At 59.4% G+C, this 26,003-nt stretch carries 25 protein-coding genes; 8 read left to right on the top strand and 17 right to left on the bottom strand.

Annotation, left to right across the window (positions count from 1 at the left end):
* Positions 1–4 precede the first annotated feature (4 nt).
* Entirely contained in the window at positions 5–526 is a 522-nt protein-coding gene (locus tag CRN80_RS12235) for a DUF3299 domain-containing protein (RefSeq protein WP_098950224.1), read from the top strand.
* Positions 527–1,083: 557 nt separating this feature from the next.
* Here the strand turns inward: CRN80_RS12235 and CRN80_RS12225 are convergent.
* Positions 1,084–2,385, bottom strand: coding sequence for an IS4 family transposase (locus CRN80_RS12225; RefSeq protein ID WP_098952603.1), 1,302 nt, complete (start codon positions 2,383–2,385; stop codon positions 1,084–1,086).
* A 398-nt stretch (positions 2,386–2,783) separates the two neighbouring features.
* Here CRN80_RS12225 and CRN80_RS12220 point away from each other — a divergent pair, with 398 nt between their 5' ends.
* Positions 2,784–3,482 carry an OmpW family protein gene (locus CRN80_RS12220; protein ID WP_014720136.1) on the top strand — a complete coding sequence of 233 codons (699 nt, stop codon included), beginning with the start codon at positions 2,784–2,786 and terminating at the stop codon, positions 3,480–3,482.
* A gap of 165 nt (positions 3,483–3,647) precedes the next feature.
* Here CRN80_RS12220 and CRN80_RS12215 read toward each other — a convergent pair whose 3' ends face one another.
* Entirely contained in the window at positions 3,648–4,532 is an 885-nt protein-coding gene (locus CRN80_RS12215; protein ID WP_098952601.1) for a sugar nucleotide-binding protein, read from the bottom strand.
* Positions 4,533–4,644: 112 nt separating this feature from the next.
* The gene (locus tag CRN80_RS12210) at positions 4,645–6,729 is read right to left on the bottom strand and encodes a mechanosensitive ion channel family protein (RefSeq protein ID WP_098950223.1); all 2,085 of its coding nucleotides are present in this window, start codon (positions 6,727–6,729) and stop codon (positions 4,645–4,647) included.
* Between the two features lie 188 nt (positions 6,730–6,917).
* Between CRN80_RS12210 and CRN80_RS12205 the strand changes: the two genes are divergently transcribed.
* From CRN80_RS12205 to CRN80_RS12190, 4 genes are read left to right on the top strand one after another with little or no spacing between them, the layout of a single operon-like run.
* Positions 6,918–7,844, top strand: a complete 927-nt coding sequence (locus tag CRN80_RS12205; RefSeq protein ID WP_098950222.1) for a DUF72 domain-containing protein — start codon at positions 6,918–6,920, stop codon at positions 7,842–7,844.
* A complete protein-coding gene (locus CRN80_RS12200; protein ID WP_098950221.1) occupies positions 7,841–8,617 on the top strand; it encodes an endonuclease/exonuclease/phosphatase family protein in 777 nt (258 codons plus the stop codon). Before CRN80_RS12205 ends, CRN80_RS12200 begins: the two co-directional genes overlap by 4 nt.
* Positions 8,614–9,876: a cardiolipin synthase ClsB gene (gene clsB / locus CRN80_RS12195; protein ID WP_098950220.1), complete on the top strand. Its 1,263-nt coding sequence runs from the start codon at positions 8,614–8,616 to the stop codon at positions 9,874–9,876. The genes CRN80_RS12200 and clsB overlap by 4 nt, the downstream gene beginning before the upstream one ends.
* Positions 9,866–10,831 carry a lysylphosphatidylglycerol synthase domain-containing protein gene (locus CRN80_RS12190; protein WP_098950219.1) on the top strand — a complete coding sequence of 322 codons (966 nt, stop codon included), beginning with the start codon at positions 9,866–9,868 and terminating at the stop codon, positions 10,829–10,831. Before clsB ends, CRN80_RS12190 begins: the two co-directional genes overlap by 11 nt.
* A gap of 103 nt (positions 10,832–10,934) precedes the next feature.
* Here CRN80_RS12190 and CRN80_RS12185 read toward each other — a convergent pair whose 3' ends face one another.
* The 3 genes from CRN80_RS12185 to CRN80_RS12175 all read right to left on the bottom strand — a co-directional run bounded on the left by CRN80_RS12185 (position 10,935) and on the right by CRN80_RS12175 (position 13,929).
* On the bottom strand, positions 10,935–11,690 hold the full coding sequence (locus CRN80_RS12185) for a S9 family peptidase (RefSeq protein WP_098950218.1): 756 nt from the start codon (positions 11,688–11,690) through the stop codon (positions 10,935–10,937).
* Positions 11,680–12,789, bottom strand: a complete 1,110-nt coding sequence (locus CRN80_RS12180) for a DUF3182 family protein (RefSeq protein WP_098950217.1) — start codon at positions 12,787–12,789, stop codon at positions 11,680–11,682. The genes CRN80_RS12185 and CRN80_RS12180 overlap by 11 nt, the downstream gene beginning before the upstream one ends.
* 168 nt (positions 12,790–12,957) lie before the next feature.
* Positions 12,958–13,929 (bottom strand): GlxA family transcriptional regulator, encoded by a 972-nt coding sequence (locus tag CRN80_RS12175; protein WP_098950216.1) that lies wholly within the window; start codon positions 13,927–13,929, stop codon positions 12,958–12,960.
* A gap of 96 nt (positions 13,930–14,025) precedes the next feature.
* On the opposite strand from CRN80_RS12175, the gene CRN80_RS12170 reads away from it, so the two are divergent.
* Complete coding sequence (locus CRN80_RS12170) at positions 14,026–14,589, top strand: cysteine hydrolase family protein (RefSeq protein ID WP_044269384.1); 564 nt, start codon at positions 14,026–14,028, stop codon at positions 14,587–14,589.
* 21 nt (positions 14,590–14,610) lie between these two features.
* On the opposite strand, the gene tam is transcribed toward CRN80_RS12170, so the two are convergent.
* From tam to CRN80_RS12155, 3 genes are all read right to left on the bottom strand, one after another.
* Complete coding sequence (gene tam / locus CRN80_RS12165) at positions 14,611–15,372, bottom strand: trans-aconitate 2-methyltransferase (protein WP_098950215.1); 762 nt, start codon at positions 15,370–15,372, stop codon at positions 14,611–14,613.
* A 185-nt stretch (positions 15,373–15,557) separates the two neighbouring features.
* Entirely contained in the window at positions 15,558–16,073 is a 516-nt protein-coding gene (locus CRN80_RS12160; RefSeq protein WP_003194626.1) for a single-stranded DNA-binding protein, read from the bottom strand.
* Positions 16,074–16,082: 9 nt separating this feature from the next.
* Positions 16,083–17,477, bottom strand: coding sequence for an MFS transporter (locus tag CRN80_RS12155; protein ID WP_034133877.1), 1,395 nt, complete (start codon positions 17,475–17,477; stop codon positions 16,083–16,085).
* 178 nt (positions 17,478–17,655) lie between these two features.
* Between CRN80_RS12155 and uvrA the strand changes: the two genes are divergently transcribed.
* Positions 17,656–20,490: an excinuclease ABC subunit UvrA gene (gene uvrA / locus CRN80_RS12150; RefSeq protein ID WP_003194630.1), complete on the top strand. Its 2,835-nt coding sequence runs from the start codon at positions 17,656–17,658 to the stop codon at positions 20,488–20,490.
* Between the two features lie 65 nt (positions 20,491–20,555).
* Here uvrA and bfr read toward each other — a convergent pair whose 3' ends face one another.
* The 8 genes from bfr to rpmJ all read right to left on the bottom strand — a co-directional run bounded on the left by bfr (position 20,556) and on the right by rpmJ (position 25,975).
* Positions 20,556–21,020, bottom strand: coding sequence for a bacterioferritin (gene bfr / locus CRN80_RS12145; RefSeq protein WP_003176400.1), 465 nt, complete (start codon positions 21,018–21,020; stop codon positions 20,556–20,558).
* 155 nt (positions 21,021–21,175) lie between these two features.
* The gene (locus tag CRN80_RS12140) at positions 21,176–22,624 is read right to left on the bottom strand and encodes a catalase (protein ID WP_032895073.1); all 1,449 of its coding nucleotides are present in this window, start codon (positions 22,622–22,624) and stop codon (positions 21,176–21,178) included.
* 237 nt (positions 22,625–22,861) lie between these two features.
* The gene (gene rplQ / locus CRN80_RS12135; RefSeq protein WP_003176402.1) at positions 22,862–23,248 is read right to left on the bottom strand and encodes a 50S ribosomal protein L17; all 387 of its coding nucleotides are present in this window, start codon (positions 23,246–23,248) and stop codon (positions 22,862–22,864) included.
* 41 nt (positions 23,249–23,289) lie between these two features.
* On the bottom strand, positions 23,290–24,291 hold the full coding sequence (gene rpoA / locus CRN80_RS12130) for a DNA-directed RNA polymerase subunit alpha (protein WP_003176403.1): 1,002 nt from the start codon (positions 24,289–24,291) through the stop codon (positions 23,290–23,292).
* 22 nt (positions 24,292–24,313) lie between these two features.
* Positions 24,314–24,934, bottom strand: a complete 621-nt coding sequence (gene rpsD / locus CRN80_RS12125; protein ID WP_003176404.1) for a 30S ribosomal protein S4 — start codon at positions 24,932–24,934, stop codon at positions 24,314–24,316.
* Positions 24,935–24,952: 18 nt separating this feature from the next.
* A complete protein-coding gene (gene rpsK, locus CRN80_RS12120) occupies positions 24,953–25,342 on the bottom strand; it encodes a 30S ribosomal protein S11 (protein WP_002555466.1) in 390 nt (129 codons plus the stop codon).
* 30 nt (positions 25,343–25,372) lie between these two features.
* Complete coding sequence (gene rpsM / locus CRN80_RS12115) at positions 25,373–25,729, bottom strand: 30S ribosomal protein S13 (RefSeq protein WP_003194635.1); 357 nt, start codon at positions 25,727–25,729, stop codon at positions 25,373–25,375.
* Between the two features lie 129 nt (positions 25,730–25,858).
* Complete coding sequence (rpmJ, locus tag CRN80_RS12110; protein ID WP_002555468.1) at positions 25,859–25,975, bottom strand: 50S ribosomal protein L36; 117 nt, start codon at positions 25,973–25,975, stop codon at positions 25,859–25,861.
* Positions 25,976–26,003 lie beyond the last annotated feature (28 nt).

Genomic DNA, 26,003 nt, shown 5'->3' with positions numbered 1-26,003 from the left:
TTCGATGCGTCGTTCCCTGTTTGCCCTGTTGTTGTTGATGGCCGTGCCTGCCTGGGCGCAGGAGCAGCCCAAGGATTTGTCCTGGCAGGAGATGATCCCGCCGGATGCGCCGCCGGAAGTGCCCAATATGAAGCCGCTGCACGACCTGTCGAACATGGCCGATGCCTTGTCCGCCGAAGCCGCGCCTGCGGCCAAGCAGGACATGCCCAACGCGCCGGTGGTACAGAGCCTGGATGGCCAGCACATTCGCCTGCCGGGGTATATCGTGCCGTTGGAAGTCAGCGAAGAAGGCCGCACCACGGAGTTTCTGCTGGTGCCGTATTTCGGCGCCTGTATCCATGTGCCGCCACCGCCGTCGAACCAGATCGTGCATGTGAAAAGCGAGGTGGGTGTAAAGCTCGATGAGCTGTATCAACCGTACTGGATCGAAGGCGCGATGCAGGTCAAGCCATCGTCCAGCGAGTTGGCCGACGCGGGTTACCAGATGGATGCCCAGAAGATTTATATGTACGAGCTGGAGGAATAACCCCACCAGCAAACACACCGAAGATCCAAATGTGTGCGGGCTTGCTCCCGAAGACGGTGTATCAGTCACTGAGTCTTTAACTGAACCACCGCTATCGCAGCATAGGTATCTACACAACGCTGTAACGGTGGACGGTAACCACGATGCGAAGCGAGCCGCTCTTGATCTTGATCTGCTTTTGATCTTAGGCGCCCCGTTAAACCACGCTGGCCGGAATTCGACAGGGATTTGGGGGGTAAACCGGCAGGGATGCCGGTTTAGCCGCCCCGCGCCATGGATGGCGCGTGGCGGCGGCCCCCCAAATCACTGGCGGATTACGGGCACACCGAGCCTAAGCGAGGTGCCGAGTGGTGGGGCAAGAGCGTTTTGCTTACTTTTGCGCTTTTCAAAAGTGAGCCGCCGTCAGGGCGGAACCCTAAGTGGCCGTTACCGCAGGAATGGATATGTACACAACACAACTGTGTTGACTGCCAGGCTGCCTTCGCGAGCAAGCCCGCTCCCACAGTTGGATCGTGGGGTGCCAGGTAGATAGGTGTCGGCTGTAAGACCCAGCCCTTTCAAGGTCTTTTCGTTTTGGCAGCCTTGATTACCCTGTCCGTTGAAACATGCGCATTCACCGCCTTGCCTTGCACCCATGTCTTGGGTTTAGGCACCTTGGGGCCGCGGGGACTTTTCGCAACTTGTTTGGGTTGGATGTTTCTGGCCAGCTCCAACAAACGCTGGGCCAACTTTTCCACAGGGATGGCGGGAAGATATTCCGAGGGAAGTGCAATCTGCATTCCCTCATAACCACTCCTGACCTGGACCGCCAAGTGATAGATCGAGGCTTCCCAGCCATCAGGCTGGGTCTCCCGATGGGCTTGCTCCACGCTTCGCTTGAGTACGGCCAGGACGTTGTAGGCCAACACTGCCGTAGTGAACCCGAGCAAGGCGGCCTTTGGGCTGCCGAGAGTTTCGATTTCACTTTCCAGGATCGCTTCCAGTCGCTGGAACATACCTTCAATGCTCCAGCGGCGGCGATAGAGTTGCGCGATCTGCTCAGCGCTGACGCTTTCAGGCAGGTTGCTCCAGAACATCAAGCTGCTGTCACCCGAGTCTGTTGGCGAATGAAGCGTCAGTTCGACGCGCCGACATTGGTAACCGCCTCTGACCTGGATGATCTGCTCACGCACAGAGCCTGTTTCCACAGGCACGGGTTCTTGCCACTCACCCTCTTGAATCAGGCGTGGATGTTTGGCTTGCTGGCGAATGACAAAGGACGTCTGGACCTGCTCACAAGCTTCCATTACCGGAAGCGTGCAGTAGAGTCGGTCAGCCAGCCACACCTGGCCCGGTTCAGCATTAGCCAACAGAGGCAACACGCAAACGCGCTCGCTGGCGTAGGCATCCTCACATGCCTGAAGGTCGATGACCTGATCGAGATCAGGATCGTAGACCACTACCGAAAAACCGGGACGAGCCGCACCTCGCTCCTGGCGTAAAGCCCCCAGACGCTTCTCAGTGGATGCCAGGTGATTGCCGTCTACCACGCGAACCTGCCAGTCCGGCAGCATCGTCGTGCAGCCCAGTTCTTTGATGGTTGGAGTCAGTCGTTGCGCACTACCGGTGACCAGAGCGCGCAATAGCTCGGGTTCTGTACGACTGATTTTGTCGTAAAGCGCCGCCAAGCTGACAGGGAGATCTTCCAGTTGCCGCGCAGCGGCGTGCAGGGATGGCTTCAAGCCCAATGAAACAAGGGACATCAGCTTGATTATGGTCGAGAACAGTAGTTCACGAGAATACTGCCGTTGCCGATGTTCTTCGAAGACCTGATCGACCCACTCAGGTGCAATAGCTTGTTCCAGCGCCAATTTGGCCATGACGCTGGCGGGTGCTTTTTTCTCGAAACGCGCTAGAACATCGGCCCACATCGTTTGGGATCCCTGAATGAAATTTCAGGGGATTTTACCGAAGACCTTGAAAGGGATGGCTGTAAGACCGTCTTCGCAGGCAAGCCAGCTCCCACATTTGGATGGTGGTGTGTCAGGTAGATCAGCGTCGGCTGTCAGGCCGTCACGGGAGCAAGCTCCCTCGCCACAGTCCGGCGTCGCACCAAAGTTGTGTAGATACCTATGGCCATCGCAGGCAAGCCAGCTCCCACAGGTTTAGATCAGTGCCGAAAGTGACTGATCACCCTTTCATTGAGCTGAGTCAAAAGACCGAACGGAACGATCTTTACCATTGGACGTACAACTTTTAAACGTCCTTTGGAGCTCCCATGAACAAGTCTCTGCTCGGCGCGTCCCTCTTCGCGCTCGCCCTCGTCGCCCCCGTCGCTCACGCCCACCAGGCGGGCGATATTCTGGTTCGCGCCGGTGCAATTACCGTGAACCCGAAGGCCGACAGCAGCAGCGTCAAGGTTGACCAGGGCCCGCTGGCCGGCACCAACCTGGGCGGCAAGGCGACCATGAGCAGCGACACCCAATTGGGCTTGAACTTCGCCTACATGATCACCGACCACGTCGGCATCGAATTGCTAGCGGCCACGCCGTTCGAGCATGACGTGAAGATCAAGAACACCGCCCTGGGCGCCGCCAACGGCAAGCTCGGCACGCTGAAGCACCTGCCGCCGACCTTGAGCGTCGTGTACTACCCGCTGGATCACAAATCCGCGTTCCAACCGTATGTGGGCGCCGGTATCAACTACACCTGGATCTACGACGAACACGTGGGCAGCCGTGCCGAACAGGCTGGTTTCAGCAACTTCAAGGCCGAGAACTCCTGGGGCTGGGCTGCACAGATCGGCGCCGACTACATGATCAACGACAAGTGGATGATCAACGCCCAGGCGCGCTACATCGACATCAGCACCAAGGCGACTGTGGATAACAACGCGCTGGGCCAGGGCACTCGGGCCAAGGTCAATGTGGATGTAGACCCGATGGTTTACATGGTGGGTATCGGTTACAAGTTCTAAGTCCGATATAAGCCACACCGCATAACCCATGTGGGAGAGGGCTTATGTGGGAGCCGGGCTTGCCCGCGATGCAGACACCTCGGTGTATCAGTGATACCCAGGTGATGCTATCGCAGGCAAGCCAGCTCCCACATAAGTCCCCTCCCACTTTTGGTTTTGGGGGTGTCATCTGTGGCGGTAGAAGCGATCCAGTAGCGCCGGCAAGCCTGCCCGCCATGCCCGTGGCTTGATGCCAAAGGTATGCAGGATTTTCTTGCAGGCCAGCACCGCATGCTGCGGTTCATCCGCCGCATCCGGCCGTGCTGCGTGAGCCTGGGCGGTGGGGGACTCGATGGCGAGCGGATGGAAGTTGCGCGCTTCAGTGAGAATCGCCTGGCCCAACGCCAACGGCGTGGTCGCCTCGTGGCCGGCGTAGTGGTAAGTGCCCCACAGTGGCGCGGCGCAATCGAGTTGCTTGAGCACCGAGATAATTACCCGTGCGGCGTCGTCCACCGGCGTCGGGTTGCCACGACGGTCGTCGGCCATCAACAGCTCATCCGGTTTTTCAGCCCGGGCCAGGAAGCGCCCGAGCGTGCCGTCGACGCTGTCATCCAGTAGCCAGCCAAACCGCAGCAGCACATGCTGCGGGCAGGTGGCGCGCACGCTTTGTTCGATGCGCCACAACGCCTGGCCGCGCAGGCCCAGGGGCACCGGCTCGTCTTTCTCGCTGTAGGCGGTGGCGCGGGAGCCATCGAACACGCGGTAACTGGACGGCTGCAGCAGGGTGATGCTGTGATGCTGGCACAGCTCGGCCAGGCGTTCGATGGCAAATTCCTGGGCGGCCAAGCGGGATTCGCTCACGGCTTCGGCCTGGAACCAGTCGAAATAGTAGGCGAGGTTGATCAAGGCATCGGGACGGGTGTCGTCGAGCAATTGGGTGAGGCTTGCGGCATCCCAGCCGTCTTGGGGCGGTTTGGGGGCGAGGAAACCGATGTCTTCCTCCGCACCGAGGCGAATCAGCGCCTGCCCGAGGGCATTCCCGCCGCCCAGTAACATAAGGCGCATTCGCATAGATTGAGCAGGCCCGGTCTGTTTGGAACGATGGTTATTATCGACAGGCGCGTGTGCGCTGTCATAGGTCATTGCCAGAATCGTTGCATTTTGCGGGCTTGTAGCGCAACCGTCACGGATTAAGTGTCTTGACGTCGGGTTCGGCGGCCTCCTGTTTCAGTGCCGTGCGGGGTGCGAGCAACAGCTGCTGTGGATAAGTCTGGGCGAAGTGCACCGCCTCACAGTTATCCACAAGCTTTTTCAGACGCTGGTTAAACGCACGGCTGACCGCGTATTGGCCACCCGACACGGTGCGGAACTGCGCGGTGAGCACCACGCCATTGAGGTCCATCTTGTCCACCCCGAACACTTCCAACGGCCCTTGCAGGTTGTACTTGAGGAACACATCGTCGCGGATCGACTGGCCGGCTTCGCGGATCAGCTCCACGGCCTTGTCCACGTCGGTGTCGTAAGTGAACTGCACCGAGAAAAACGCATAGGCGAACTGACGGGACTGGTTGGTGACCGCCTTGATCTGCCCGAACGGCACCGAATGCACAAAGCCCTTGCCGTCGCGCAGGCGCAGGGTGCGGATGGTCAGGCCTTCGACGGTGCCGGCGTGGCCGGAGTCGAGCACCACCCAATCGCCGATGGACAGGGTGTCTTCGATAATGATGAACAGGCCGGTGATCACGTCCTGCACCAGTTGCTGGGAACCGAAACCGATGGCCAGGCCCACCACCCCGGCGCCCGCCAGCAACGGCGCGACATTGATGCCCAGGTTGGCCATGGTGGTGATCGCGCAGATCACCACCAGGATGATCTTCACCGCATTGCGCAACAGCGGCAGGATGGTTTTGACTCGGGTACTGGGCTGGCGACTGGAGCGTTTATTCACCGGTGGTTTGAGGGCTTCCTGGATCGCGGTGTCAAGCACCACCCAGAACAGCCAGGTCACCAACAGGATCAGGCCGATGCTGCTGAGGGAGTCACTGATGGCCCGGCCCACGGAGTTGCGCTGGGCGAATTCGAACAGCGAGACACCCCAGATACGCCCGAGTATTTCGATAAACGCGATGGCCATGACGATGCGCAAAATCGCGTGCAGCAAACTCAGGAAGCGTTCCTTGTAGGCGCTGCTGCGTTGGATCGACACCTGGCTGCGGGACTTGAACAGATGTTGCAGCACGGTGCTGAGAAACACCGTGCCGATCAGCAACAGTGTAGTGAGCAGCGCGCAGCGCAGGGCCTCTTGGTTGTCGTCACCGGCGCCAATCAGGTTGACCGCCGAGACCAGCACCATCAACAGAATCGGCCAGTACCAGAGGCCGGAAAACACCCGCAGCGATTGTTGCAATGCTGGATGCTTGAGGCGCTGGGCCAGCGGCCGGTTGCGGATCAAATGGGCCACCGGGCGACGCAGGCGTACCACCAGCACGCCAAAGATGACCGCAGCAAACAGGCCGGTAAACACAGCGATGCTGCTGGTGATATTGCCGCCCAACTGACGGGCGATTTGCGGGCTGGTCAACGCATCGCTGAGGGCCGCGAGAAAGCCGATCAGGAACAGCGGCTTGGGGCAATAGTCACGAATGATCTGCACGGCAGGCCGCTTGTGCCCGACGTTGAACATCACAATGACGCAGAGCAGCAACGATGTGGAAAAGATGCCACTGCTGGTGGCGTAGGCGAAACACAGCGCCAGGGCTCGGCCGACAGACGCGGCTAAAAAGTGACTGACATAAAGGGTCAACGGCAGGCAGATCAGCGCTGGAATCGTGTAGGGCACCACATAGCCCAGCAAGCCTTGCAGCCGTTGACGCCGCGCAAGGAATGGGCGACGGCTCGCGCGTTTCACAACCAAGCGCCCCAGCATCGTCAGCACAGCAAAGGCACCGACCCACACGCCAGACAACAGCAGGAAATCGCCGGCCACGCTCCACGGCGAGCGTGCGGTGGTCTGGTCCACCAGGCGCCCTACTTCGTCTGCGGCGCGGTCGGCCCGCAGGCGCCAGGCGTCAATGAGGTTCTGGTTGAGGTCGAGCTTGTCTTGCACGTCATCAATACTGGAACTGATGGCCCCCAGCAGCCCGCCTTGCACCAGCAGTTCCGGCTTGGCCGGGGCCTCGTTGGCCGGCGCGGTGGCCGCGGCTTGCAGTGCGCCGTTACCGCAAAGCAGCAACGCACCGAGCAGTAATGCAGTCTTTAGATTCAGCAAAACAGCGAGCTCCTTCAGCAGGGTCTGTAAGGAACTGACGGGTTTAGGCCTTGATCGTTCCCCGCATGGGCGATGCCCTCCGATCTTTTCCTACCCTGTACCGCCTGTAGGAATGTGGAAACTTTCAGCCAAATAGCGCAGTCATCCCATAACGGAGGTCACCTCACCCACCAACCACGGGAGCACACATGGCGGCGATTCACATCGGCATTTCCGGCTGGCGCTACACGCCCTGGCGCGGGGATTTCTACCCCGAAGGGCTGACCCAGAAACGCGAGTTGCAGTTTGCGTCACGCGCCGTCAACAGCATCGAAATCAACGGCTCGTTCTACGCGCTGCAAACCCCCAAGCGCTATGCCGAGTGGTATGCCGATACGCCCGAAGGTTTCATGTTCAGTGTCAAGGCGCCCCGGTTCATCACGCATATCCTGCGCCTGCGGGATGTGCACAAACCGATGGCGAATTTCTTCGCTTCCGGCGTGCTGGAGCTCAAGGAGAAACTCGGCCCCATCCTCTGGCAGTTTCCGCCCAGCTTCAAATTCGACGCCACGCTGTTCGAAACCTTTTTGGCTGAATTACCCACCGACACCCAACAGGCCGCCGCCCTCGCCCGCCAGCATGAGCCGCGCCTTAACGGCAAGGCGAGCATGAAGGCCTATGCCAAGAAGCCGTTGCGCCATGCCGTGGAGATTCGCAATACGAGTTTTGCCGTGCCGGAGTTCATCCAGATGCTGGATAAACACGGGGTGGCCCTGGTGGTCGCGGACACCGCAGGCAAGTGGCCGTACATGGAAGACGTGACCGCCAACTTCATGTACCTGCGCTTGCACGGCGACAAGCAGTTATACGCCAGCGGTTATAGCGCCGAAGCGCTCCAGCGCTGGGGTGACCGCATCGAGCGCTGGGCCCACGGCAAGCAGCCTGCCGATGCACACCTGGTCGACGCGCACCACACGCCCCGCAGGCGTAAACAGCGCGATGTGTTCTGCTTTTTCGACAACGACATCAAAGTTCGCGCGCCCTTCGATGCACGCCAATTGCTGCAACGTTTCGGGCTGGACCAACACCTGCTCACCGAACCTGGCCGGCTGCCGGAACCAGGAGTATTGCCATGACGCATCCAGAGCTGATCCCCACCCCGCCGACCACCGCCATCACCCGTTTCACGGTGCTGACGGTCAATATCCACAAGGGTTTCACCGCGCTGAATCGCCGCTTCATCTTGCCCGAGCTGCGTGAAGCGGTGCGCAGTGTGGGCGCGGACATGGTGTTTTTGCAGGAGATCCATGGCACCCACGAACGCCATCCGCAGCGCTACAGCGACTGGCCGAAAATGCCGCAGTATGAATTTCTCGCCGACAGCATCTGGCCGCAGTTCGCCTATGGGCGCAATGCGGTTTATCCCCATGGCGACCACGGCAATGCGCTGCTGTCCAAATTTCAGATCATTCGCTACGACAACCTCGACATCTCGCAAAGCGGCCATGAAAACCGTGGCCTGCTGCATTGCGTGCTGCGCCTGCCGGGCAGCGGCCAGCAAGTGCACGCGATCTGCATCCACCTGGGCTTGCGCGAGGTGCATCGCCAACAGCAATTGCGGTTGTTGGAACAACGTATCAGCGAGATTCCTGCCGATGCGCCGTTGGTGGTCGCCGGCGACTTCAACGACTGGCGGCAAAAAGCCGACCTGAGCCACAGCGGTTTGCAGGAAGTGTTCATGCACACCCTCGGCAAACCGGCGCGCACCTTCCCCGCACGCCTGCCGCTACTGCCGCTGGACCGCATTTATGTGCGCAACCTGACGGTGCACAACCCGCGCGTGCTCACCACGCGCCCCTGGTCCCATCTATCAGACCATGTGCCGCTGTCGGTGGAGGTGGAGCTATGAACGTTGCGGTAGACCATATCGCCACAGACCAACCGCCGGATGACAGCAAGGCGCGGGATCTGGATTACGGCTGGCAGAGCGGCAACCAGGTGCAATTGCTGGAGAACGGCGAGGCGTACTTTCCTGCCGTATTCGAGGCGTTGCGCGGCGCCGAGCGCGAGATCCTGCTGGAGACCTTTATCCTCTTTGAAGACAAGGTCGGCTTTGAGCTGCACAGCATCCTCATCGAGGCGGCCAAGCGCGGGGTGAAGGTGGTGGTCAGCCTCGACGGTTTTGGCTGCGGCGAACTGAGCCCGGGCTTCCTGCGGGAGTTGGCCGAGGCCGGGGTGATGGTGCAGATGTTCGACCCGGCGCCCAAGACCCTCGGCATACGCACTAACTGGTTTCGCCGTCTGCACCGCAAGATCGTCGTGGTGGATGCCCGCGTGGCGTTTATCGGCGGGATCAATTTTTCTGCCGACCATCTGGCGGATTTCGGCCCCGAAGCCAAGCAGGATTACTCAGTACAGGTGATCGGCCCGGCTGTGGCCGACCTGCACCACTTCGCCCTCGCCCAAAGTGGCCGCCAGGTGCGCAGCCGTCGCGGTTGGCGGCGACGCCAGCAACGACCCTCGCCCTGGACGAACGAGCCAGGCGACGGCCTGGTACGCCTGATCTATCGCGACAACATCCAGCATCGTGACGACATCGAAGACGCGTATATCCATGCCTTGAGTCAGGCCCGGCAGCGGGTGGTAATCGCCAACGCGTATTTCTTCCCCGGCTATCGCCTGCTCCGCGAGATCCGTAACGCGGCGCGCCGTGGCGTGCATGTGCAGTTGATCATGCAGGGCCAGCCCGACGTGCTGTTGGCGAAACTGGCCGCGCGCATGCTCTATGACTACTTACTCAAGGATGGCGTGGTGATCCACGAATACTGCCAACGCCCGCTGCACGGCAAGGTGGCGTTGGTGGATGACGAATGGAGCACCGTCGGCTCCAGCAACCTGGACCCGCTGAGCCTGGCATTGAACCTGGAAGCCAATGTGCTGATTCGCGACCGGGCTTTCAATCAGCAGCTCTACGAACGCCTGGAAGCCCTCGCCCGAAATCATTGCCAGACCATGCCGGAAAAGCGCAAGCCACGCCTGTGGCTCTGGCGCCTGACCGTGGGTTTCCTGGTGTTTCATGTGATGCGCCATTTCCCGGTACTGGCCAGTTGGTTGCCGGCCCACAAACCGCGCTTGAGACCTTTTGAGGCCACGCCCCATGACATCTGAAGCCCGCCCCCAAGCGCAAGCCTCTGGGTTCAAGCGCTGGAAGAAACCGCTGACGATTGCATTCTTCGTGCTGCTGATCGTGTTGTTTACCCTGCTCGCCCGGCGCATCGACTGGAGCGAAGTGTTCCAGACCCTGAGCGAGTTCAAGCTGCGCACATTGTTCATCGCCGGCGCGCTGACGCTGTGCAGTTTCATTGTCTACGCCTGTTTCGACCTGATCGGCCGCACCTACATTCGCCAGCCGTTGCGTTGGAAGCAGATATTGCCGGTGGGCATCATCAGCTACGCGTTCAACCTCAACCTCAGCGCCTGGGTCGGCGGCATTGCCATGCGCTATCGGCTGTATTCGCGCCTGGGCGTGAGCACCAGCAATATCGCCAAGATCCTCGGCCTGAGCCTGGCCACCAATTGGTTCGGCTATATGGCGTTGGCCGGGGTGGTGTTCAGCAGCGGGTTGGTGACCCTGCCGCCGGGCTGGAAGCTCAGTAGCGGCGCCTTGCAAGGGGTCGGGGTGTTATTGGTGCTCGCGAGCCTGGGCTACCTGGCGGCGTGCCGGTTTTCTAAAAAGCGCGCGTGGTCGATTCGCGGTATCGAGATCAACTTGCCGTCGCTGCGCATGGCCTGTTTGCAGCTGGCTCTGGGTGCGTTGAACTGGTCGTTGATGGCCGCAGTGATATTCACCTTGCTGCCGGCCAAACTGGATTACCCGTTGGTGCTGGGGGTGCTGTTGATCAGTGCGATTGCCGGGGTGGTCACTCATATCCCCGCCGGGTTGGGGGTGTTGGAGGCGGTGTTCATTGCGTTGTTACAGCATGAGGCGTCGCGGGGGAGTTTGCTGGCGGGGTTGATCGCTTACCGAGCGATTTATTTTATTTGCCCGTTGTTGATTGCACTGGTGATGTATTTGGGGGTGGAGGCCAAGGCCAAGGCGTTGCGGGTGAAGAAGCCAGCCTGAGAGAACTGAGGTGATAGTGACATCGCCTTCGCGAGCAAGCCCGCTCCCACAGGTTGGGTGGGAGCGGGCTTGCTCGCGAAGGCGGCAGCCCAGGCACAGATGGTCAACGGGACTGGATGATGCTCAACCGCTCCCCCACCACCATCTCGGTAATCCAGTCCACCAGGATCGAGGTGTACGCCTGTTGCGACACCGGGTTACTCAGGGAATGGTCGGCGCCGTCGATGATGCGGTGGGTCAAGGAATGGGTCTGCTGGCACGCCGCGCGGTAACTCATGATGGTGGCGTGGGGTACATGGTCGTCGGTTTCCGACTCGACAATCAACACATCGCCGGTAAATTGCGCGCAGGCATGCAGGGCCCGATTGGTTTCGGCGTGCACAAGGGTGCCGCGGTAATCCATCAGGTCGGCTTTATCCAAGTCGCGCTTGGGCTTGAGCCATTCCTGGTCGCGGTACAGCGCTGGCACTCGCAGCGCCAGCCAACGCACCGGGCGCAATGAGGTGAGGATCGCGGCCAGGTAGCCACCATAACTGGTGCCCACCACTGCCACCGCCGAGGTGTCGATCGCCGGGTGGGACAGTAGGCGGTCGTAGGCAGCCAGCAGGTCGCGCAGGTTGTCTTCGCGGGTGACGCGGGACAAGGGGATGCCGTTGCCAGCATGGCCGCGCAAGTCGAAGGTCAGGCACACACACCCAAGGCCTGCGATGCCTTTGGCCCGCTCCAGGTCACGCTCCTGGCTGCCGCCCCACCCGTGCACAAACAACACACCGGGCACTTTGGACTTGGGACTGAGGAATGTCCCGCTCATTTGTTCGTCGTCTATATCGATGCTGATGCTCTCGCTTCTAGCCGTCATAAGTCTTGACCGTCACATACTTGAGGAGAAAGTCGCTGTTTTCGGCCGGGCCTCGGTATACCTCGATGGCATCCGCCGGCAGCGCTTGGTCTACATAGGTTTCTACCGAGGACACACGGATGGCCTTAATGCCCGGATGGTTGATAAAGCTCTGCAACGCCGCGACTTCCGCGCTGCTGGCCCCGCCCATGCGCCAGGATTGTTCGAGCACGCCACTGCGGCGCTGGCCGGTGCTGTCCAGGCCTTGGGCGATGTCGTAGTTGCGGCGCGAGGCGAAGAAGCCTGGGTAGGCCTCATTCGCAGCATGGTCGAACACCAGCGCCTGTTCGATGGCTTTACGCACGTCTTCAGGCAGATCCAGCTTGAGCAGGGCAGCGTAATCACCGGGGACGACCAGCAGATCGGAACCGCCGTAGACCTCTTCGCCCTGCCCGTCTTGCGTCAGGTGCTGCTCGCCGCAGTAGCTAATGAGGTGATCGCCGATAAAACTCTGGCCCACACTGTGGGTGACCACCTCGTGCAGGTCTTGTTCCAGCACCACGCCTTGATTGAACATTTTGGCCGCTTCCGGGCGGGCCACTATCGCGTCGAATTCATCCAGGCTGTGGATAACTTCCTGCCCTCGCCCTGCACAAGCGTTCACCGGTTTCAGACGAATAGGGCCGCTGTAGAGCAAGCGGGTCGCGGCAGGCCGTGCATCCTCAAGGGCGAACACACTCACACCGTCCAACACCACGTCACGCACACGCTCGCAGAATGTCGGCGACCAGCCTTCGGGCGCCTTGGCCTCGGGACTCAGCAGGCCATGGCTGATGGCTTTGGTGCAGATGAAAGCGTGATCGACATAGCCGCCCCACAGATCCTGTGGCCCTTTGATATTGAGCCGTTGCGCTTGGGCAGGTCCGACCAGCGTTTGCGTGGGCAGCAGGTACAATTCCCGACCCGCATGCAGGGCCGGGTCGTAGCTGCCACCGAACTTGAGCCCCAGGATCTGCGCCAGCCAGCGTGCAAGGGCACGGTTGGTTTCAATTTCATGCAGGGGCGCGCCTTCTCGCATGGAGTGGGCAACCACCAGCTTCTTGCGACTTATGGGGGTCATGCGTTCCCCTTTCTATCAGCCGTTGTGTAGCAGGAGAGCTGCATGGATCAGGCCAACGCCGGGTTTGAGGAAATGGTTGTTAAATCAATCAGTTGCGCAAAAAGTGATGGCCGTTAGCCTGTTTTATTCTGCACGACACTCAGTTAACCCTGCGGCGTTCTGCACGATTCAAACCCCAAAACGGTTGCGGTAATCGCTGGGAGACAACCCGGTGATTTTCTTGAAAATGGCGCGAAAGGCGCTGGGGTCCTGATAGCCCACGGTCCAGGCAATGTGATCGATGGTGCCGTTGGTGAACTCCAGCATCTGCCGCGCCTTGCCGACCCGCAGGTGCTGGCAGTACTCGGTGGGTTTCAAGCCGGTGGCGTTGCGAAAGCGCCGCAAGAACGTGCGCTCCTCCAGGTTGGCCGCCTGCGCCATCGCCGCCACGGACACATCCACCGCGCCACTGGCCTGCAGCCAATGCTGGACCTTGAGGACTGCACCATCGCCGTGCCTGAGAATCGGCGCAAAATTGCTGCCGCACTGGCTGGCACTGGCGCTGTGTTCGATCACCAAAAAACGCGCCGTGTCGGCCGCAACGCTTGGGCCCATCAGCCGATCGACCAGGCGCAGGCCCAGTTCGGACCAGGCCATCAGCCCAGCGGAGGTGATCAGGTCGCCGTCATCGACGATGGGTTTATCCGCTTCCAGGCGCACCGCCGGGTAACTGGCCGCAAAGGACTTCGCGGAAGACCAGTGAGTGGTGGCGCTGCGGCCATCCAACAGGCCGCTGCGCGCCAGCATGATCGAACCGATGCACACGCCGCCCAGCACGGTGCCGGCTGCATGTTGCTGACGCAGCCATTGCAGCAGTGCAGGCGGCGCCTGGTCTTCGGTGAACTCGGCAATCGAGGGGGGCACTAGCACGGCCATCATCGGTTGGTGGGGGCCAGGGTGGCTGTCGAACGTGCGCGCGGGCGTGCCGTGGACATCTACCTGCCAGTGGCTGACCCGCAGCAGCGGCAGTTGCGCAGATTCATGCTCGGCGGCGATGCGGTTAGCGACCCCGAACAGGTCAGTCAGCCCGTGGACTGCGGCGAGTTGCGCGCCTTGGTAGATCAACACACCCAGCTCGACAGTGCTGCGTTGCGCGGCCATTGTCAGTTTTCCCCCTGTTATTGTCGGTGCAGCCAATTCTCGGTGTGATCGCCAGCTAAGATACTAGGCCCATCAACCCATCACGAGGCAACACACATGGCCAAGCAGGCGCTCATCCTAATCGATATCCAGAACGACTACTTCCCCCAGGGCAAGTGGCCGCTCGACGGCGTGGAAGCCGCAGCGGACAAGGCGGCGCAGGTGCTACAGGCGTTTCGGCAAGCAGGCGATGCGGTGATTCATGTACGCCATGAGTTCGCTGGCGACGACGCACCGTTCTTCACCCCGGGCTCCGAAGGCGCGCACTTGCATGCCAAGGTAATCAACGAGGGCGATGAACCGGTGGTACTCAAACATTTCGTGAATGCGTTTCGCCAAACCAACCTGCGCGAATTGCTGGAACAGCGCAGCATCACCGATGTGGTGGTAGTGGGCAGCATGAGCCATATGTGCGTTGACGCCGTAGTGCGGGCGGCGGCGGACCTGGGCTACAAAGTTACGGTGATCCATGACGCCTGCGCGACCCGCGACCAGGAATTCAACGGCCAGGTGATTCCGGCGGCGCAGGTGCACGGGGCGTACATGGCTTCCCTGGCATTTGGCTATGCGGGTGTGGTGTCGGCAGAGGAATATTTGAAGGCCCAAGCAGCGGCCGCGTGACCGCCACACGGGCCGATCGCTTTAGCGCGTGGCGATGATGAACAGCCGCGGAAAGGGCAACAACACCGTGCCATCGGCCAGGGCGGGATAAGCCTGGGTAATTCGCGCATGGTATTGCTGCAGGAAGGCGGCTTTTTCATCGTCGGTCAACGGCGCAAGAAAAGGCCGCAATGCCGAAGCCTTGAACCACTCCACCACCGCCCCGTGGTCGGCCAACGGGTGCTGATAGGTGGTGCGCCACACATCCACGGTACTGCAATACTTGCTCAGCAGTTCGTAGTAGTAACTGGCGGTGTGCCGCTCATTGTGTTTAACCGCCCCTATCTTTGCCGCCCATGGGCCATCGGCCGCAACTTCACGGGCCAGGCGATGGGCGGGCTCGTCCAGATTGTCCGGGGTTTGCACCGCCAGCGTACCGCCTGGGTTCAATTGGTGGACCAAGTGCGGGTACAGCGTGGCGTGGTCGGGTAGCCATTGCAGCGAGGCATTGGCCAGGATCACATCCAAGCGTTGCGCCGGATGCCAGGCGCCGATGTCTGCCAGCTCGAAGTTCAACCTGGGCAGGCGCTTGCGGGCGTCTACCAACATGTCGTCGGAGCTGTCCATGCCCGTGACGTGTGCTTGGGGGAAACGCTCAGCCAGTACCTCGGTGGAATTCCCCGGTCCGCACCCCAAGTCGGCGGCGGTGTTCACCTCGGTGTTGGGAATGGCCGCCACCAGGTCACGGACGGGGCGAGTGCGCTGCTGTTCGAACATCGTGTACTGCTTGGCGGACCAGGTCATCACAGCTTTCCTTCTTGCTAGAGGTGGCGACAGCCTAAATCTTGTGGGCCATGAGAACAAATGTCGGGGTTGGTGTGCTGTCTGCACAAAGGCATCCCGTGCACCCACGCCTGACCATCGCCCATAAAAAACCCCCGATGCTTTCGCTATCGGGGGTTTTGTTTGTTCAGGGTCGGTCTTGAACCTTAGAACGGGATATCGTCATCAAAGCTGTCGAAATCCGGAGCCGGTTGCGGAGCAGCCTGTTGTGGCGCTGGGCGCGACTCACGCTGTGGCTGTTGGCTTGGCTGCGGACGCGACTGCTGTGGGCGCGGTGCCGAGTTGGACATGCCGCCCTGGCCCTGTTGGTCGCCCTGTGGACGGCCGCCCAGCAGTTGCATGGTGCCTTGCATGTCGACCACGATTTCGGTGGTGTAACGCTTGATGCCGTCTTTTTCCCACTCGCGGGTTTGCAGTTTGCCTTCGATGTACACCTGCGAACCTTTGCGCAGGTATTCACCGGCGATCTCCGCGACCTTGCCGAACAACGACACGCGGTGCCACTCGGTTTTCTCTTTGCGCTCGTTGGTCTGCTTATCGGTCCATTGCTCGCTGGTCGCCAGACTCAGGTTGGTCACGGCATTACCGTTAGGCAAGTAGCGAACTTCGGGATCCTGGCCGCAAGTACCGACCAATATGACTTTGTTAACCCCACGGGCCATAACGTTCTCCTAGGCTGGGCGCGCTGTCGGCACTGGGTTGACCAGTTGCTCGAGCGTCGCGCGATCCAATAATTCGGTGTCCAATTTGATGTAAATGGCCGCCTCTTCAGCGACCACCACTGCATCCGTTACCCCTACGACGGCCTTCAGGCGCTCGACCAGGCCGGCTTCGCGGATCGCCTCGGGCGATAGCGGCAAACGCAGGCTGGTGACGTAGGGAGGTTCGCGCATGGTAACAGCAAAGACCAGCCAAAGTGCAGCCAGCGCGGCGCATCCGAGGAACACAACCGACAAACCGCCATGCTGGAACATCCAGCCGCCCATGATGCCGCCCAACGCGGAGCCCAGGAACTGGCTGGTGGAATACACTCCCATGGCCGTGCCCTTACCGCCCGCCGGTGAAACTTTACTGATCAGTGACGGCAACGACGCTTCGAGCAGGTTGAACGCGGTGAAAAACACCACCGTACCGATCACCAGCGCGCGCAGGCTGTCGCCGAACTGCCAGAAGAATAGTTCAGTGAGCATCAATGTCGCGACGGCGCCGAGTAAAACTCGTTTCATTTTGCGTTTCTTCTCGCCATAGATGATGAACGGGATCATGGCGAAGAACGAAATCAACAACGCAGTGAGGTAGACCCACCAGTGCTGCTCCTTGGGCAGCCCGGCTTTTTCCACCAGGGCCAGGGGCAAGGCGACGAAGCTGCACATCAGCATGGCGTGTAATACGAAGATACCTAAATCCAGGCGTAGCAGGTCCGGGTGCTTGAGCGTCGGCAGCAACGCCTTGCGTGCAACGCCCGATTCACGGTGCGCCAGGGTGCCGGTGGAGCGCGGCACCATAAAGGCCACGATCAGAATGCCGAACAACGCCATGCCGCCCGTGGCCAGGAACAGCCCATGCAAGCCGAACGCGCGCGTGAGCAAGGGGCCGACCACCATGGCCACGGCAAACGACAGGCCGATGGTCATGCCGATCATCGCCATGGCCTTGGTGCGGTGTTGTTCGCGGGTCAGGTCGGACAGCAGCGCCATCACGGCGGCGGAAATCGCACCGGCGCCCTGCAGGATGCGGCCGGCGATCACGCCCCAGATCGAATCGGACTGGGCCGCTAGCACACTGCCAAGGGCGAATACGATCAGCCCGAGATAGATCACCGGGCGACGGCCAATGCGGTCGGAAATAATCCCGAACGGAATCTGGAAAATCGCCTGGGTCAGGCCATAGGCGCCAATCGCCAGGCCGATCAAGGCGGGGGTCGCACCTGCGAGATCCATCCCATAGGTGGCCAGCACCGGCAACACCATAAACATGCCCAGCATACGGAAGGCGAACACCAGGGCCAGCCCGCTTGCCGCTCGGGTCTCGCCGCTACTCATGCGTTCGCTGTGGGGATCGTGCATGGAAAAACCTCGTGTGAACCGGCGGCGATTCTACCAGTCCCATCGATTGAGAGGGTATATGCGGCGCTTTGCCGCGCAGCTTTCATGTAAGGCTGCAAGCGGCGTTTTGACAGTGTATATTCATCCAGTCTTTAGCCGTATACTCCGGCATCATTTACGCCCGCCGTGCGAGGCCATCTTGGACAAGATCCTGATTCGTGGGGCTAGAACCCACAACCTGAAGAACATCGACCTGACCCTGCCCCGGGACAAACTGATCGTCATCACCGGCTTGTCCGGCTCCGGCAAATCGTCCCTGGCGTTCGACACGCTGTATGCCGAAGGTCAGCGTCGCTATGTGGAATCGCTGTCGGCCTACGCCCGGCAGTTCCTGTCGATGATGGAAAAGCCCGATGTCGACACCATTGAAGGCCTGTCGCCGGCTATTTCCATCGAGCAGAAGTCCACGTCTCACAACCCGCGCTCTACCGTGGGTACCATTACCGAGATCTACGACTACCTGCGCCTGCTGTACGCACGCGTGGGTATCCCCCGTTGCCCGGACCACGATATCCCCCTGGAAGCCCAGACCGTCAGCCAGATGGTCGACCTGGTGCTGGCCCAGCCCGAAGGCGCCAAGCTGATGCTGCTGGCGCCCGTCATTCGCGAGCGCAAGGGTGAACACCTGTCGGTCTTCGAAGAGCTGCGGGCCCAGGGCTTCGTGCGGGCGCGCATCAACGGCAAGCTCTATGAGCTGGACGAAGCGCCGAAGCTGGACAAGCAGAAAAAGCACTCCATTGATGTGGTGGTCGACCGTTTCAAGGTGCGCGCCGACCTGCAGCAGCGTTTGGCGGAATCGTTCGAAACCGCGCTGAAGCTGGCCGATGGCATTGCCCTGGTAGCGCCGATGGATGACGAGCCCGGCGAAGAGATCATCTTCTCCGCGCGTTTCGCCTGCCCGATCTGTGGCCATGCCATCAGCGAGCTGGAACCCAAGCTGTTTTCCTTCAACAACCCGGCCGGCGCCTGCCCGACTTGCGACGGCCTGGGTGTGAAGCAGTTTTTCGATATCAAGCGCCTGGTCAATGGCGAACTGACCTTGGCCGAGGGTGCGATACGCGGCTGGGACAGGCGTAACGTCTACTACTTCCAGATGCTCGGGTCGTTGGCGTCCCACTACAAGTTCAGCCTGGAAGTGCCATTCAACCAACTGCCGGCAGACCAGCAGAAGGTCATTCTCAATGGCAGCGGTTCACAGAATGTCGACTTCAAATACCTGAACGACCGCGGCGATATCGTCAAGCGCTCGCACCCGTTCGAAGGCATCGTGCCGAACCTGGAACGCCGTTACCGTGAAACCGAATCGGCGAGCGTGCGCGAGGAGTTGGCGAAATTCCTCAGCACACAGCCATGCCCGGATTGCCGTGGCACGCGTCTGCGCCGTGAAGCCCGGCATGTATGGGTGGGCGAGAAGACCCTGCCGGCAGTGACCAACCTGCCGATCGGCGATGCCTGTGAATACTTTGGCGTGCTGAAGCTGACCGGTCGTCGCGGGGAAATTGCCGACAAGATCCTCAAGGAGATTCGCGAGCGATTGCAGTTCCTGGTTAACGTGGGCCTGGACTATCTGTCGCTGGACCGCAGCGCCGACACCTTGTCTGGCGGTGAGGCACAGCGTATTCGCCTGGCCAGCCAGATTGGCGCCGGCCTTGTGGGCGTGCTGTATATCCTCGACGAGCCGTCGATTGGCTTGCACCAACGGGACAATGACCGCCTGCTGGGCACGCTCAAACACCTACGCGATATCGGCAATACCGTGATCGTAGTCGAGCACGATGAAGACGCTATCCGCCTGGCGGACTACGTGGTCGATATCGGCCCCGGCGCGGGCGTGCATGGTGGCCATATTGTTGCTGAAGGCACGCCTGCCGAGGTGATGGCACATCCTGATTCACTGACCGGCAAATACTTGTCCGGCCGTGTGAAGATTGAAGTGCCCGCCAAGCGCACACCGCGTAACAAGAAGATGGCGCTGCATCTCAAGGGCGCGCGCGGCAACAACCTGCGCAATGTCGACCTGGAGATTCCGCTGGGCCTGCTGACCTGCGTGACCGGTGTTTCCGGTTCGGGCAAGTCGACGCTGATCAACAACACCCTGTTCCCTCTGAGTGCCACAGCCCTGAACGGCGCGACCACCCTGGAAGCAGCGGCCCACGACAGCATCAAGGGCCTGGAGCATCTGGACAAGGTGGTCGACATCGACCAGAGCCCGATTGGACGTACGCCGCGTTCAAACCCAGCCACCTACACCGGGCTGTTTACGCCTATCCGCGAGTTGTTCGCTGGCGTGCCAGAGTCGCGCTCACGGGGTTATGGGCCGGGTCGGTTCTCGTTCAACGTCAAGGGTGGGCGCTGCGAAGCGTGCCAGGGCGATGGCCTGATCAAGGTGGAGATGCACTTCCTGCCGGACATCTACGTGCCGTGCGATGTGTGCAAGAGCAAGCGCTACAACCGCGAGACCCTGGAGATCAAGTACAAGGGCAAGAGCATTCACGAGACCCTGGAAATGACCATCGAGGAAGCTCGCGAGTTCTTCGACGCGGTGCCGGCGTTGGCGCGCAAGCTGCAGACGCTGATGGATGTGGGCCTGTCGTACATCAAGCTGGGGCAATCAGCGACCACGCTGTCGGGTGGCGAAGCGCAGCGGGTCAAGCTGTCTCGCGAGCTGTCCAAGCGTGATACCGGCAAAACCTTGTACATCCTCGACGAGCCGACCACTGGCCTGCACTTCGCGGATATTCAGCAGTTGCTGGACGTACTGCACCGCCTGCGAGACCACGGCAATACCGTGGTGGTGATCGAGCACAACCTTGATGTGATCAAGACGGCCGACTGGCTGGTAGACCTGGGGCCAGAAGGCGGTTCGAAGGGTGGCCAGATCATCGCAGTGGGCACGCCGGAGCAGGTTTCCGAAATGCCGCAGTCGCACACCGGTTACTACTTGAAACCGTTGCTGGAACGCGACCGGGCCTGATTTTTCAGGTCCAATAAAAAGCCCCTGTCACTTTGCAGTGACAGGGGCTTTTTTGTAACCGGGAATCAGAACTGCGATTGCAGGTAATTTTCCAGGCCGATCAACTTGATCAGGCCCAACTGCTTTTCCAGCCAGTAGGTGTGATCTTCTTCGGTGTCATTCAACTGCACCCGCAGTATTTCCCGGGTGACATAGTCGTTATGCTGCTCGCAAAGCTCGATGCCCTTGCAGAGTGCGGCACGGACCTTGTACTCAAGGCGTAGGTCGGCAGCGAGCATGTCAGGCACCGTGGTACCCACGTCCAGATCATCAGGACGCATACGCGGTGTGCCTTCGAGCATCAGAATGCGGCGCATCAGGGCATCAGCGTGCTGTGCCTCTTCTTCCATCTCGTGATTGATACGCTCGTAGAGCTCGGTAAAGCCCCAATCTTCGTACATACGCGAATGGATGAAATATTGGTCACGAGCTGCCAGTTCGCCCGTCAGCAACGTGTTGAGGTAATCGATTACGTCGGGGTGACCTTGCATCGCCCTACATCTCCCTGCTTGAAAGACTGTAGTTTGAACCATGCTGACTTGAAGGTCACGGGACAAACGGCAGAAAAGTGAAGATTATCAGGGAAAAGTAGCTGAAATAACGCAAAAACCGCCCAAATGAGGGCGGTTCTGCTTATCGTTTAGAGTCAGTTAAGCGATACACCCAGTGCCTTTGCGATTGCTTCTCCATAAGCCGGGTCGGCTTTATAGAAGTGCTGCAGTTGACGCTGGACGACATCGCTGGAAACGCCACCCATTGCACCGGCGATGTTATTGGTAAGCAGGGCTTTCTGCTCGTCATTCATCAGACGGAACAGCGCACCGGCGTGGCTGTAGTAGTCCGTATCTTCGCGGTGATCGTAACGATCAGCGGCGCCGCTCAAGGCCAGTGCTGGCTCTGCATAGTGCGGGGCTTGTTTCGGTGCGTCGGCATAGCTGTTTGGCTCATAGTTCGGAGCTGCACCACCGTTGCTGCCGAAAGCCATGGAACCGTCACGCTGATAGCTGTTAACCGGGCTACGTGGCGCATTCACCGGCAGTTGCTGGTGGTTGGTGCCCACACGGTAGCGGTGCGCATCGGCGTAGGCAAAAACCCGACCTTGCAGCATACGGTCCGGAGACAGACCAACACCTGGGACCATGTTGCTTGGGCCAAATGCAGCCTGCTCGACTTCGGCGAAGTAGTTCTGCGGATTACGGTTGAGCTCCAGCTCACCCACTTCAATCAACGGGAATTCTTTTTGCGACCAGGTCTTGGTCACGTCAAACGGGTTCTCGTAATGGGCGTTCGCCTGCGCCTCGGTCATGATCTGGATGCACACGCGCCACTTAGGGAAGTCACCGCGTTCGATTGCACCAAACAGATCACGCTGGGCGTAGTCAGGGTCGGTACCCGCCAAACGGGCAGCCTCGGCCGGCGCCAGGTTCTTGATGCCTTGCTTGGTCTTGTAGTGCCACTTCACCCAATGACGCTCGCCCTGAGCGTTGATCAGGCTGTAAGTGTGGCTGCCGAAACCGTGCATGTGACGGTAGCCGTCCGGAATGCCACGGTCCGAAAACAGAATGGTGACCTGGTGCAAAGCCTCTGGGGAGTGCGACCAGAAATCCCACATCATCTGTGCGCTTTTCAGGTTGCTTTGGGGCAGACGCTTCTGGGTGTGGATAAAGTCCGGGAATTTCAGCGGGTCACGGATAAAGAACACCGGGGTGTTGTTACCGACAATGTCCCAGTTGCCTTCTTCGGTGTAGAACTTCAAGGCGAAGCCACGTGGATCGCGCTCAGTATCAGCCGAACCACGCTCACCGCCTACGGTGGAGAAACGCAGGAACGTAGGCGTCTGCTTGCCAACGGACTCGAACAACTTGGCGCTGGTGTACTGGGTAATGTCTTTTGTCACGGTAAAGGTACCGAAGGCACCTGAACCTTTGGCGTGCACGCGACGCTCAGGGATATTTTCACGGTTGAAGTGAGCAAGCTTCTCGATCAGGTGGAAATCGTCGAGCAGCAAGGGGCCACGTGGGCCGGCGGAACGTGAGTTCTGGTTGTCCGCAACGGGCGCGCCGCTGGCGGTGGTAAGGACTTTATTCTGGCTCATGCGCATCTTCCTCAGGTCGGGCTTGGAACTGCCGGCTAATCGGCTTGGAGGGAGTATTGACCATCCACATGACACCTACAAATTCATTAAATTGTAGGCATCAATAGAAAATAACTACCAACATACCCAACGCTCATAGTGAAGCGTGTCGCTTGAGGATTCTTGTACGCAGCGCGCTTTTGTTACGCGCACAAAAAACCGGGCACTAGGCCCGGTTTTTCGTTGTAGCTTGTCGTCTTACTCGGCGCTTACAGCTTCGCCGGCAGTAGCACGATCAACCAACTCGACGTACGCCATAGGCGCGTTGTCGCCAGCGCGGAAACCGCACTTGAGGATGCGCAGGTAGCCACCCTCACGGGTAGCGTAACGCTTGCCCAGGTCGTTGAAGAGCTTACCAACGATAGCTTTCGAACGAGTACGGTCGAAAGCCAGACGGCGGTTAGCCAGGCTGTCTGTCTTGGCCAAAGTGATCAGCGGCTCAGCAACGCGGCGCAGTTCTTTAGCTTTCGGCAGTGTAGTTTTGATCAGCTCGTGCTCGAACAGCGACACCGCCATGTTTTGGAACATGGCCTTGCGGTGCGAGCTGGTACGGCTCAGGTGACGACCACTTTTACGATGACGCATGGTTCATTCCTTACCAAACTCACGTTCGGTGATTACGACGATCAGGCAGTCGCCTTGTCGTCCTTCTTAAGACTTGCAGGCGGCCAGTTGTCGAGGCGCATGCCGAGGGACAGACCGCGGGAGGCCAGAACGTCCTTGATTTCAGTCAAGGATTTCTTGCCCAGGTTCGGAGTCTTCAACAGTTCTACTTCGGTGCGCTGGATCAGGTCACCGATGTAGTAAATGTTTTCCGCCTTAAGGCAGTTAGCCGAACGTACAGTCAGTTCCAGATCGTCAACCGGGCGAAGCAGGATCGGATCGATCTCGTCTTCCTGCTCGATTACCACTGGTTCGCTGTCACCTTTGAGGTCGACGAACGCAGCCAACTGCTGTTGCAGAATGGTTGCAGCGCGGCGGATAGCCTCTTCAGGATCCAGGGTACCGTTGGTTTCCAGATCAATAACCAGCTTGTCCAGGTTAGTACGCTGTTCGACACGGGCGTTTTCCACCACGTATGCGATACGGCGAACCGGGCTGAACGAAGAGTCAAGCTGCAAGCGACCAATGCTGCGGCTTTCGTCTTCATCGCTCTGACGCGAGTCGGCCGGTTCATAACCACGACCACGAGCTACAGTGAGCTTCATGTTCAGGGCGCCGTTAGACGCCAGGTTAGCGATTACGTGATCGGGGTTAACGATCTCGACATCATGATCCAGCTGAATATCGGCAGCGGTAACCACCCCCGAACCCTTCTTCGACAAGGTCAGCGTAACTTCGTCACGGCCGTGCAGCTTGATAGCCAGACCTTTAAGGTTCAACAGGATTTCAATTACGTCTTCCTGTACACCTTCGATGGCGCTGTACTCGTGGAGCACACCGTCAATCTCGGCCTCGACTACTGCACAGCCGGGCATTGAGGACAACAGGATGCGGCGCAGCGCGTTGCCCAGGGTGTGGCCAAAACCACGCTCGAGAGGCTCGAGAGTAATTTTGGCGCGGGTTGGACTGACAACCTGCACATCAATGTGGCGGGGTGTCAGGAACTCATTTACCGAAATCTGCATGGATGCACCTATTTTCTAGCCCTTACTTGGAGTAGAGCTCGACAATCAGGCTTTCGTTGATGTCGGCGGACAGATCACTGCGAGCAGGAACGTTCTTGAAAACGCCCGACTTCTTCTCAGTGTCTACTTCTACCCATTCTACGCGGCCACGTTGGGCACACAGATCGAGAGCTTGGACAATGCGAAGTTGGTTTTTTGCTTTCTCGCGAACTGCGACCACGTCACCAGCACGAACCTGGTAGGACGGAACGTTTACGGTCTGACCGTTAACGCTGATCGACTTGTGCGATACCAGCTGACGGGATTCGGCACGAGTCGAACCAAAGCCCATACGGTATACAACGTTGTCCAGACGGCATTCGAGCAGTTGCAGCAGGTTTTCACCGGTTGCACCTTTCTTGCCAGCAGCTTCTTTGTAGTAGCCGCTGAACTGACGCTCGAGAACGCCGTAGATACGACGGACCTTCTGCTTTTCACGCAGTTGGGTGCCGTAGTCGGACTGGCGACCGCGGCGTTGGCCGTGGATACCAGGTGCTGCTTCAATGTTGCACTTCGATTCGATCGCGCGCACGCCGCTCTTCAGGAAGAGATCGGTGCCTTCGCGACGAGCGAGTTTGCATTTTGGACCAATGTAACGAGCCATTCTTTACAATCTCCTGGATTACACGCGGCGCTTCTTCGGCGGACGGCACCCGTTGTGCGGGATTGGCGTCACGTCGGTGATGCTGGCGATCTTATAGCCACAGCCGTTCAAAGCACGGACAGCAGACTCACGACCTGGACCTGGACCTTTGACGTTAACGTCGAGGTTTTTCAGGCCATATTCCAGCGCAGCTTGACCAGCACGTTCAGCAGCTACTTGAGCAGCAAACGGGGTGGACTTGCGGGAACCGCGGAAACCCGAACCACCGGAGGTAGCCCAAGAAAGCGCGTTACCTTGACGGTCGGTGATGGTCACGATGGTGTTGTTAAAAGATGCATGGATGTGGGCGATGCCATCAACCACTGTCTTTTTAACTTTTTTACGAGGACGAGCAGCAGGTTTTGCCATGATAATTTTCCTGTCGATTCGCTGGGGCGATTACTTGCGGATCGGCTTACGCGGACCTTTACGGGTACGCGCGTTAGTCTTGGTACGCTGACCGCGTACTGGAAGACCACGACGATGACGCAGACCGCGATAGCAACCGAGGTCCATCAAACGCTTGATTTTCATGTTGATTTCGCGACGCAGGTCACCTTCAGTGGTGAACTTCGCCACTTCGCCACGCAGCTGTTCAATCTGCTCGTCGCTCAGATCCTTGATCTTAGCGGCTGGGTTTACCCCAGCAACTGCGCAAATTTTCTGCGCAGTAGTGCGACCAACACCATAGATGTAGGTCAGCGAGATAACAGTGTGCTTGTTATCTGGAATGTTAACGCCTGCAATACGGGCCATTCAGTGGGACTCCAATTGACAGCTACCTACGCCCCGGAAGCCAAGAAATAGGGCGCGAGATAATATCGCTGTAATAACAAATAATCAACCCGGCAGCGCACTAGCTGCCGGGCTTCAAGCGGATCACACTCAGCCTTGGCGCTGTTTGTGACGCGGTTCCGCGCTGCAAATTACTCGAACAACACCTTCGCGGCGAATAATCTTGCAGTTACGGCACAGCTTTTTCACCGATGCACGAACTTTCATCACCAACTCCTCGAACCTTATGGGGTAC

Origin of the sequence: Pseudomonas sp. FDAARGOS_380, assembly GCF_002591235.1 — a bacterium.
GTDB lineage: Bacteria > Pseudomonadota > Gammaproteobacteria > Pseudomonadales > Pseudomonadaceae > Aquipseudomonas > Aquipseudomonas salmasensis.
Note: the sequence above shows the minus strand (reverse complement) of the source record. Positions and strands in the feature narration are given on the sequence as shown.

What these genes read in the sequence shown, in the direction of transcription:
- CRN80_RS12220 (WP_014720136.1), top strand. Translation starts at nt 2,784, where the DNA reads ATGAACAAGTCTCTGCTCGGCGCGTCCCTCTTCGCGCTCGCCCTCGTC.
- rpsK (WP_002555466.1), bottom strand. Translation starts at nt 25,342, where the DNA reads ATGGCAAAACCTGCTGCTCGTCCTCGTAAAAAAGTTAAAAAGACAGTG.
- CRN80_RS12215 (WP_098952601.1), bottom strand. Translation starts at nt 4,532, where the DNA reads ATGCGAATGCGCCTTATGTTACTGGGCGGCGGGAATGCCCTCGGGCAG.
- rpsM (WP_003194635.1), bottom strand. Translation starts at nt 25,729, where the DNA reads ATGGCCCGTATTGCAGGCGTTAACATTCCAGATAACAAGCACACTGTT.
- CRN80_RS12225 (WP_098952603.1), bottom strand. Translation starts at nt 2,385, where the DNA reads ATGGCCAAATTGGCGCTGGAACAAGCTATTGCACCTGAGTGGGTCGAT.
- rplQ (WP_003176402.1), bottom strand. Translation starts at nt 23,248, where the DNA reads ATGCGTCATCGTAAAAGTGGTCGTCACCTGAGCCGTACCAGCTCGCAC.
- tam (WP_098950215.1), bottom strand. Translation starts at nt 15,372, where the DNA reads ATGACCTGGTCCGCCAAGCAGTACACGATGTTCGAACAGCAGCGCACT.
- CRN80_RS12190 (WP_098950219.1), top strand. Translation starts at nt 9,866, where the DNA reads ATGACATCTGAAGCCCGCCCCCAAGCGCAAGCCTCTGGGTTCAAGCGC.
- rpmJ (WP_002555468.1), bottom strand. Translation starts at nt 25,975, where the DNA reads ATGAAAGTTCGTGCATCGGTGAAAAAGCTGTGCCGTAACTGCAAGATT.
- bfr (WP_003176400.1), bottom strand. Translation starts at nt 21,020, where the DNA reads ATGCAAGGTCACCCCGACGTAATCGATTACCTCAACACGTTGCTGACG.
- CRN80_RS12140 (WP_032895073.1), bottom strand. Translation starts at nt 22,624, where the DNA reads ATGAGCCAGAATAAAGTCCTTACCACCGCCAGCGGCGCGCCCGTTGCG.
- CRN80_RS12200 (WP_098950221.1), top strand. Translation starts at nt 7,841, where the DNA reads ATGACGCATCCAGAGCTGATCCCCACCCCGCCGACCACCGCCATCACC.
- CRN80_RS12155 (WP_034133877.1), bottom strand. Translation starts at nt 17,477, where the DNA reads ATGCACGATCCCCACAGCGAACGCATGAGTAGCGGCGAGACCCGAGCG.
- CRN80_RS12170 (WP_044269384.1), top strand. Translation starts at nt 14,026, where the DNA reads ATGGCCAAGCAGGCGCTCATCCTAATCGATATCCAGAACGACTACTTC.
- CRN80_RS12160 (WP_003194626.1), bottom strand. Translation starts at nt 16,073, where the DNA reads ATGGCCCGTGGGGTTAACAAAGTCATATTGGTCGGTACTTGCGGCCAG.
- CRN80_RS12185 (WP_098950218.1), bottom strand. Translation starts at nt 11,690, where the DNA reads ATGACGGCTAGAAGCGAGAGCATCAGCATCGATATAGACGACGAACAA.
- rpsD (WP_003176404.1), bottom strand. Translation starts at nt 24,934, where the DNA reads ATGGCTCGTTACATTGGTCCAAAATGCAAACTCGCTCGTCGCGAAGGC.
- clsB (WP_098950220.1), top strand. Translation starts at nt 8,614, where the DNA reads ATGAACGTTGCGGTAGACCATATCGCCACAGACCAACCGCCGGATGAC.
- rpoA (WP_003176403.1), bottom strand. Translation starts at nt 24,291, where the DNA reads ATGCAGATTTCGGTAAATGAGTTCCTGACACCCCGCCACATTGATGTG.
- CRN80_RS12205 (WP_098950222.1), top strand. Translation starts at nt 6,918, where the DNA reads ATGGCGGCGATTCACATCGGCATTTCCGGCTGGCGCTACACGCCCTGG.
- CRN80_RS12175 (WP_098950216.1), bottom strand. Translation starts at nt 13,929, where the DNA reads ATGGCCGCGCAACGCAGCACTGTCGAGCTGGGTGTGTTGATCTACCAA.
- CRN80_RS12235 (WP_098950224.1), top strand. Translation starts at nt 5, where the DNA reads ATGCGTCGTTCCCTGTTTGCCCTGTTGTTGTTGATGGCCGTGCCTGCC.
- CRN80_RS12180 (WP_098950217.1), bottom strand. Translation starts at nt 12,789, where the DNA reads ATGACCCCCATAAGTCGCAAGAAGCTGGTGGTTGCCCACTCCATGCGA.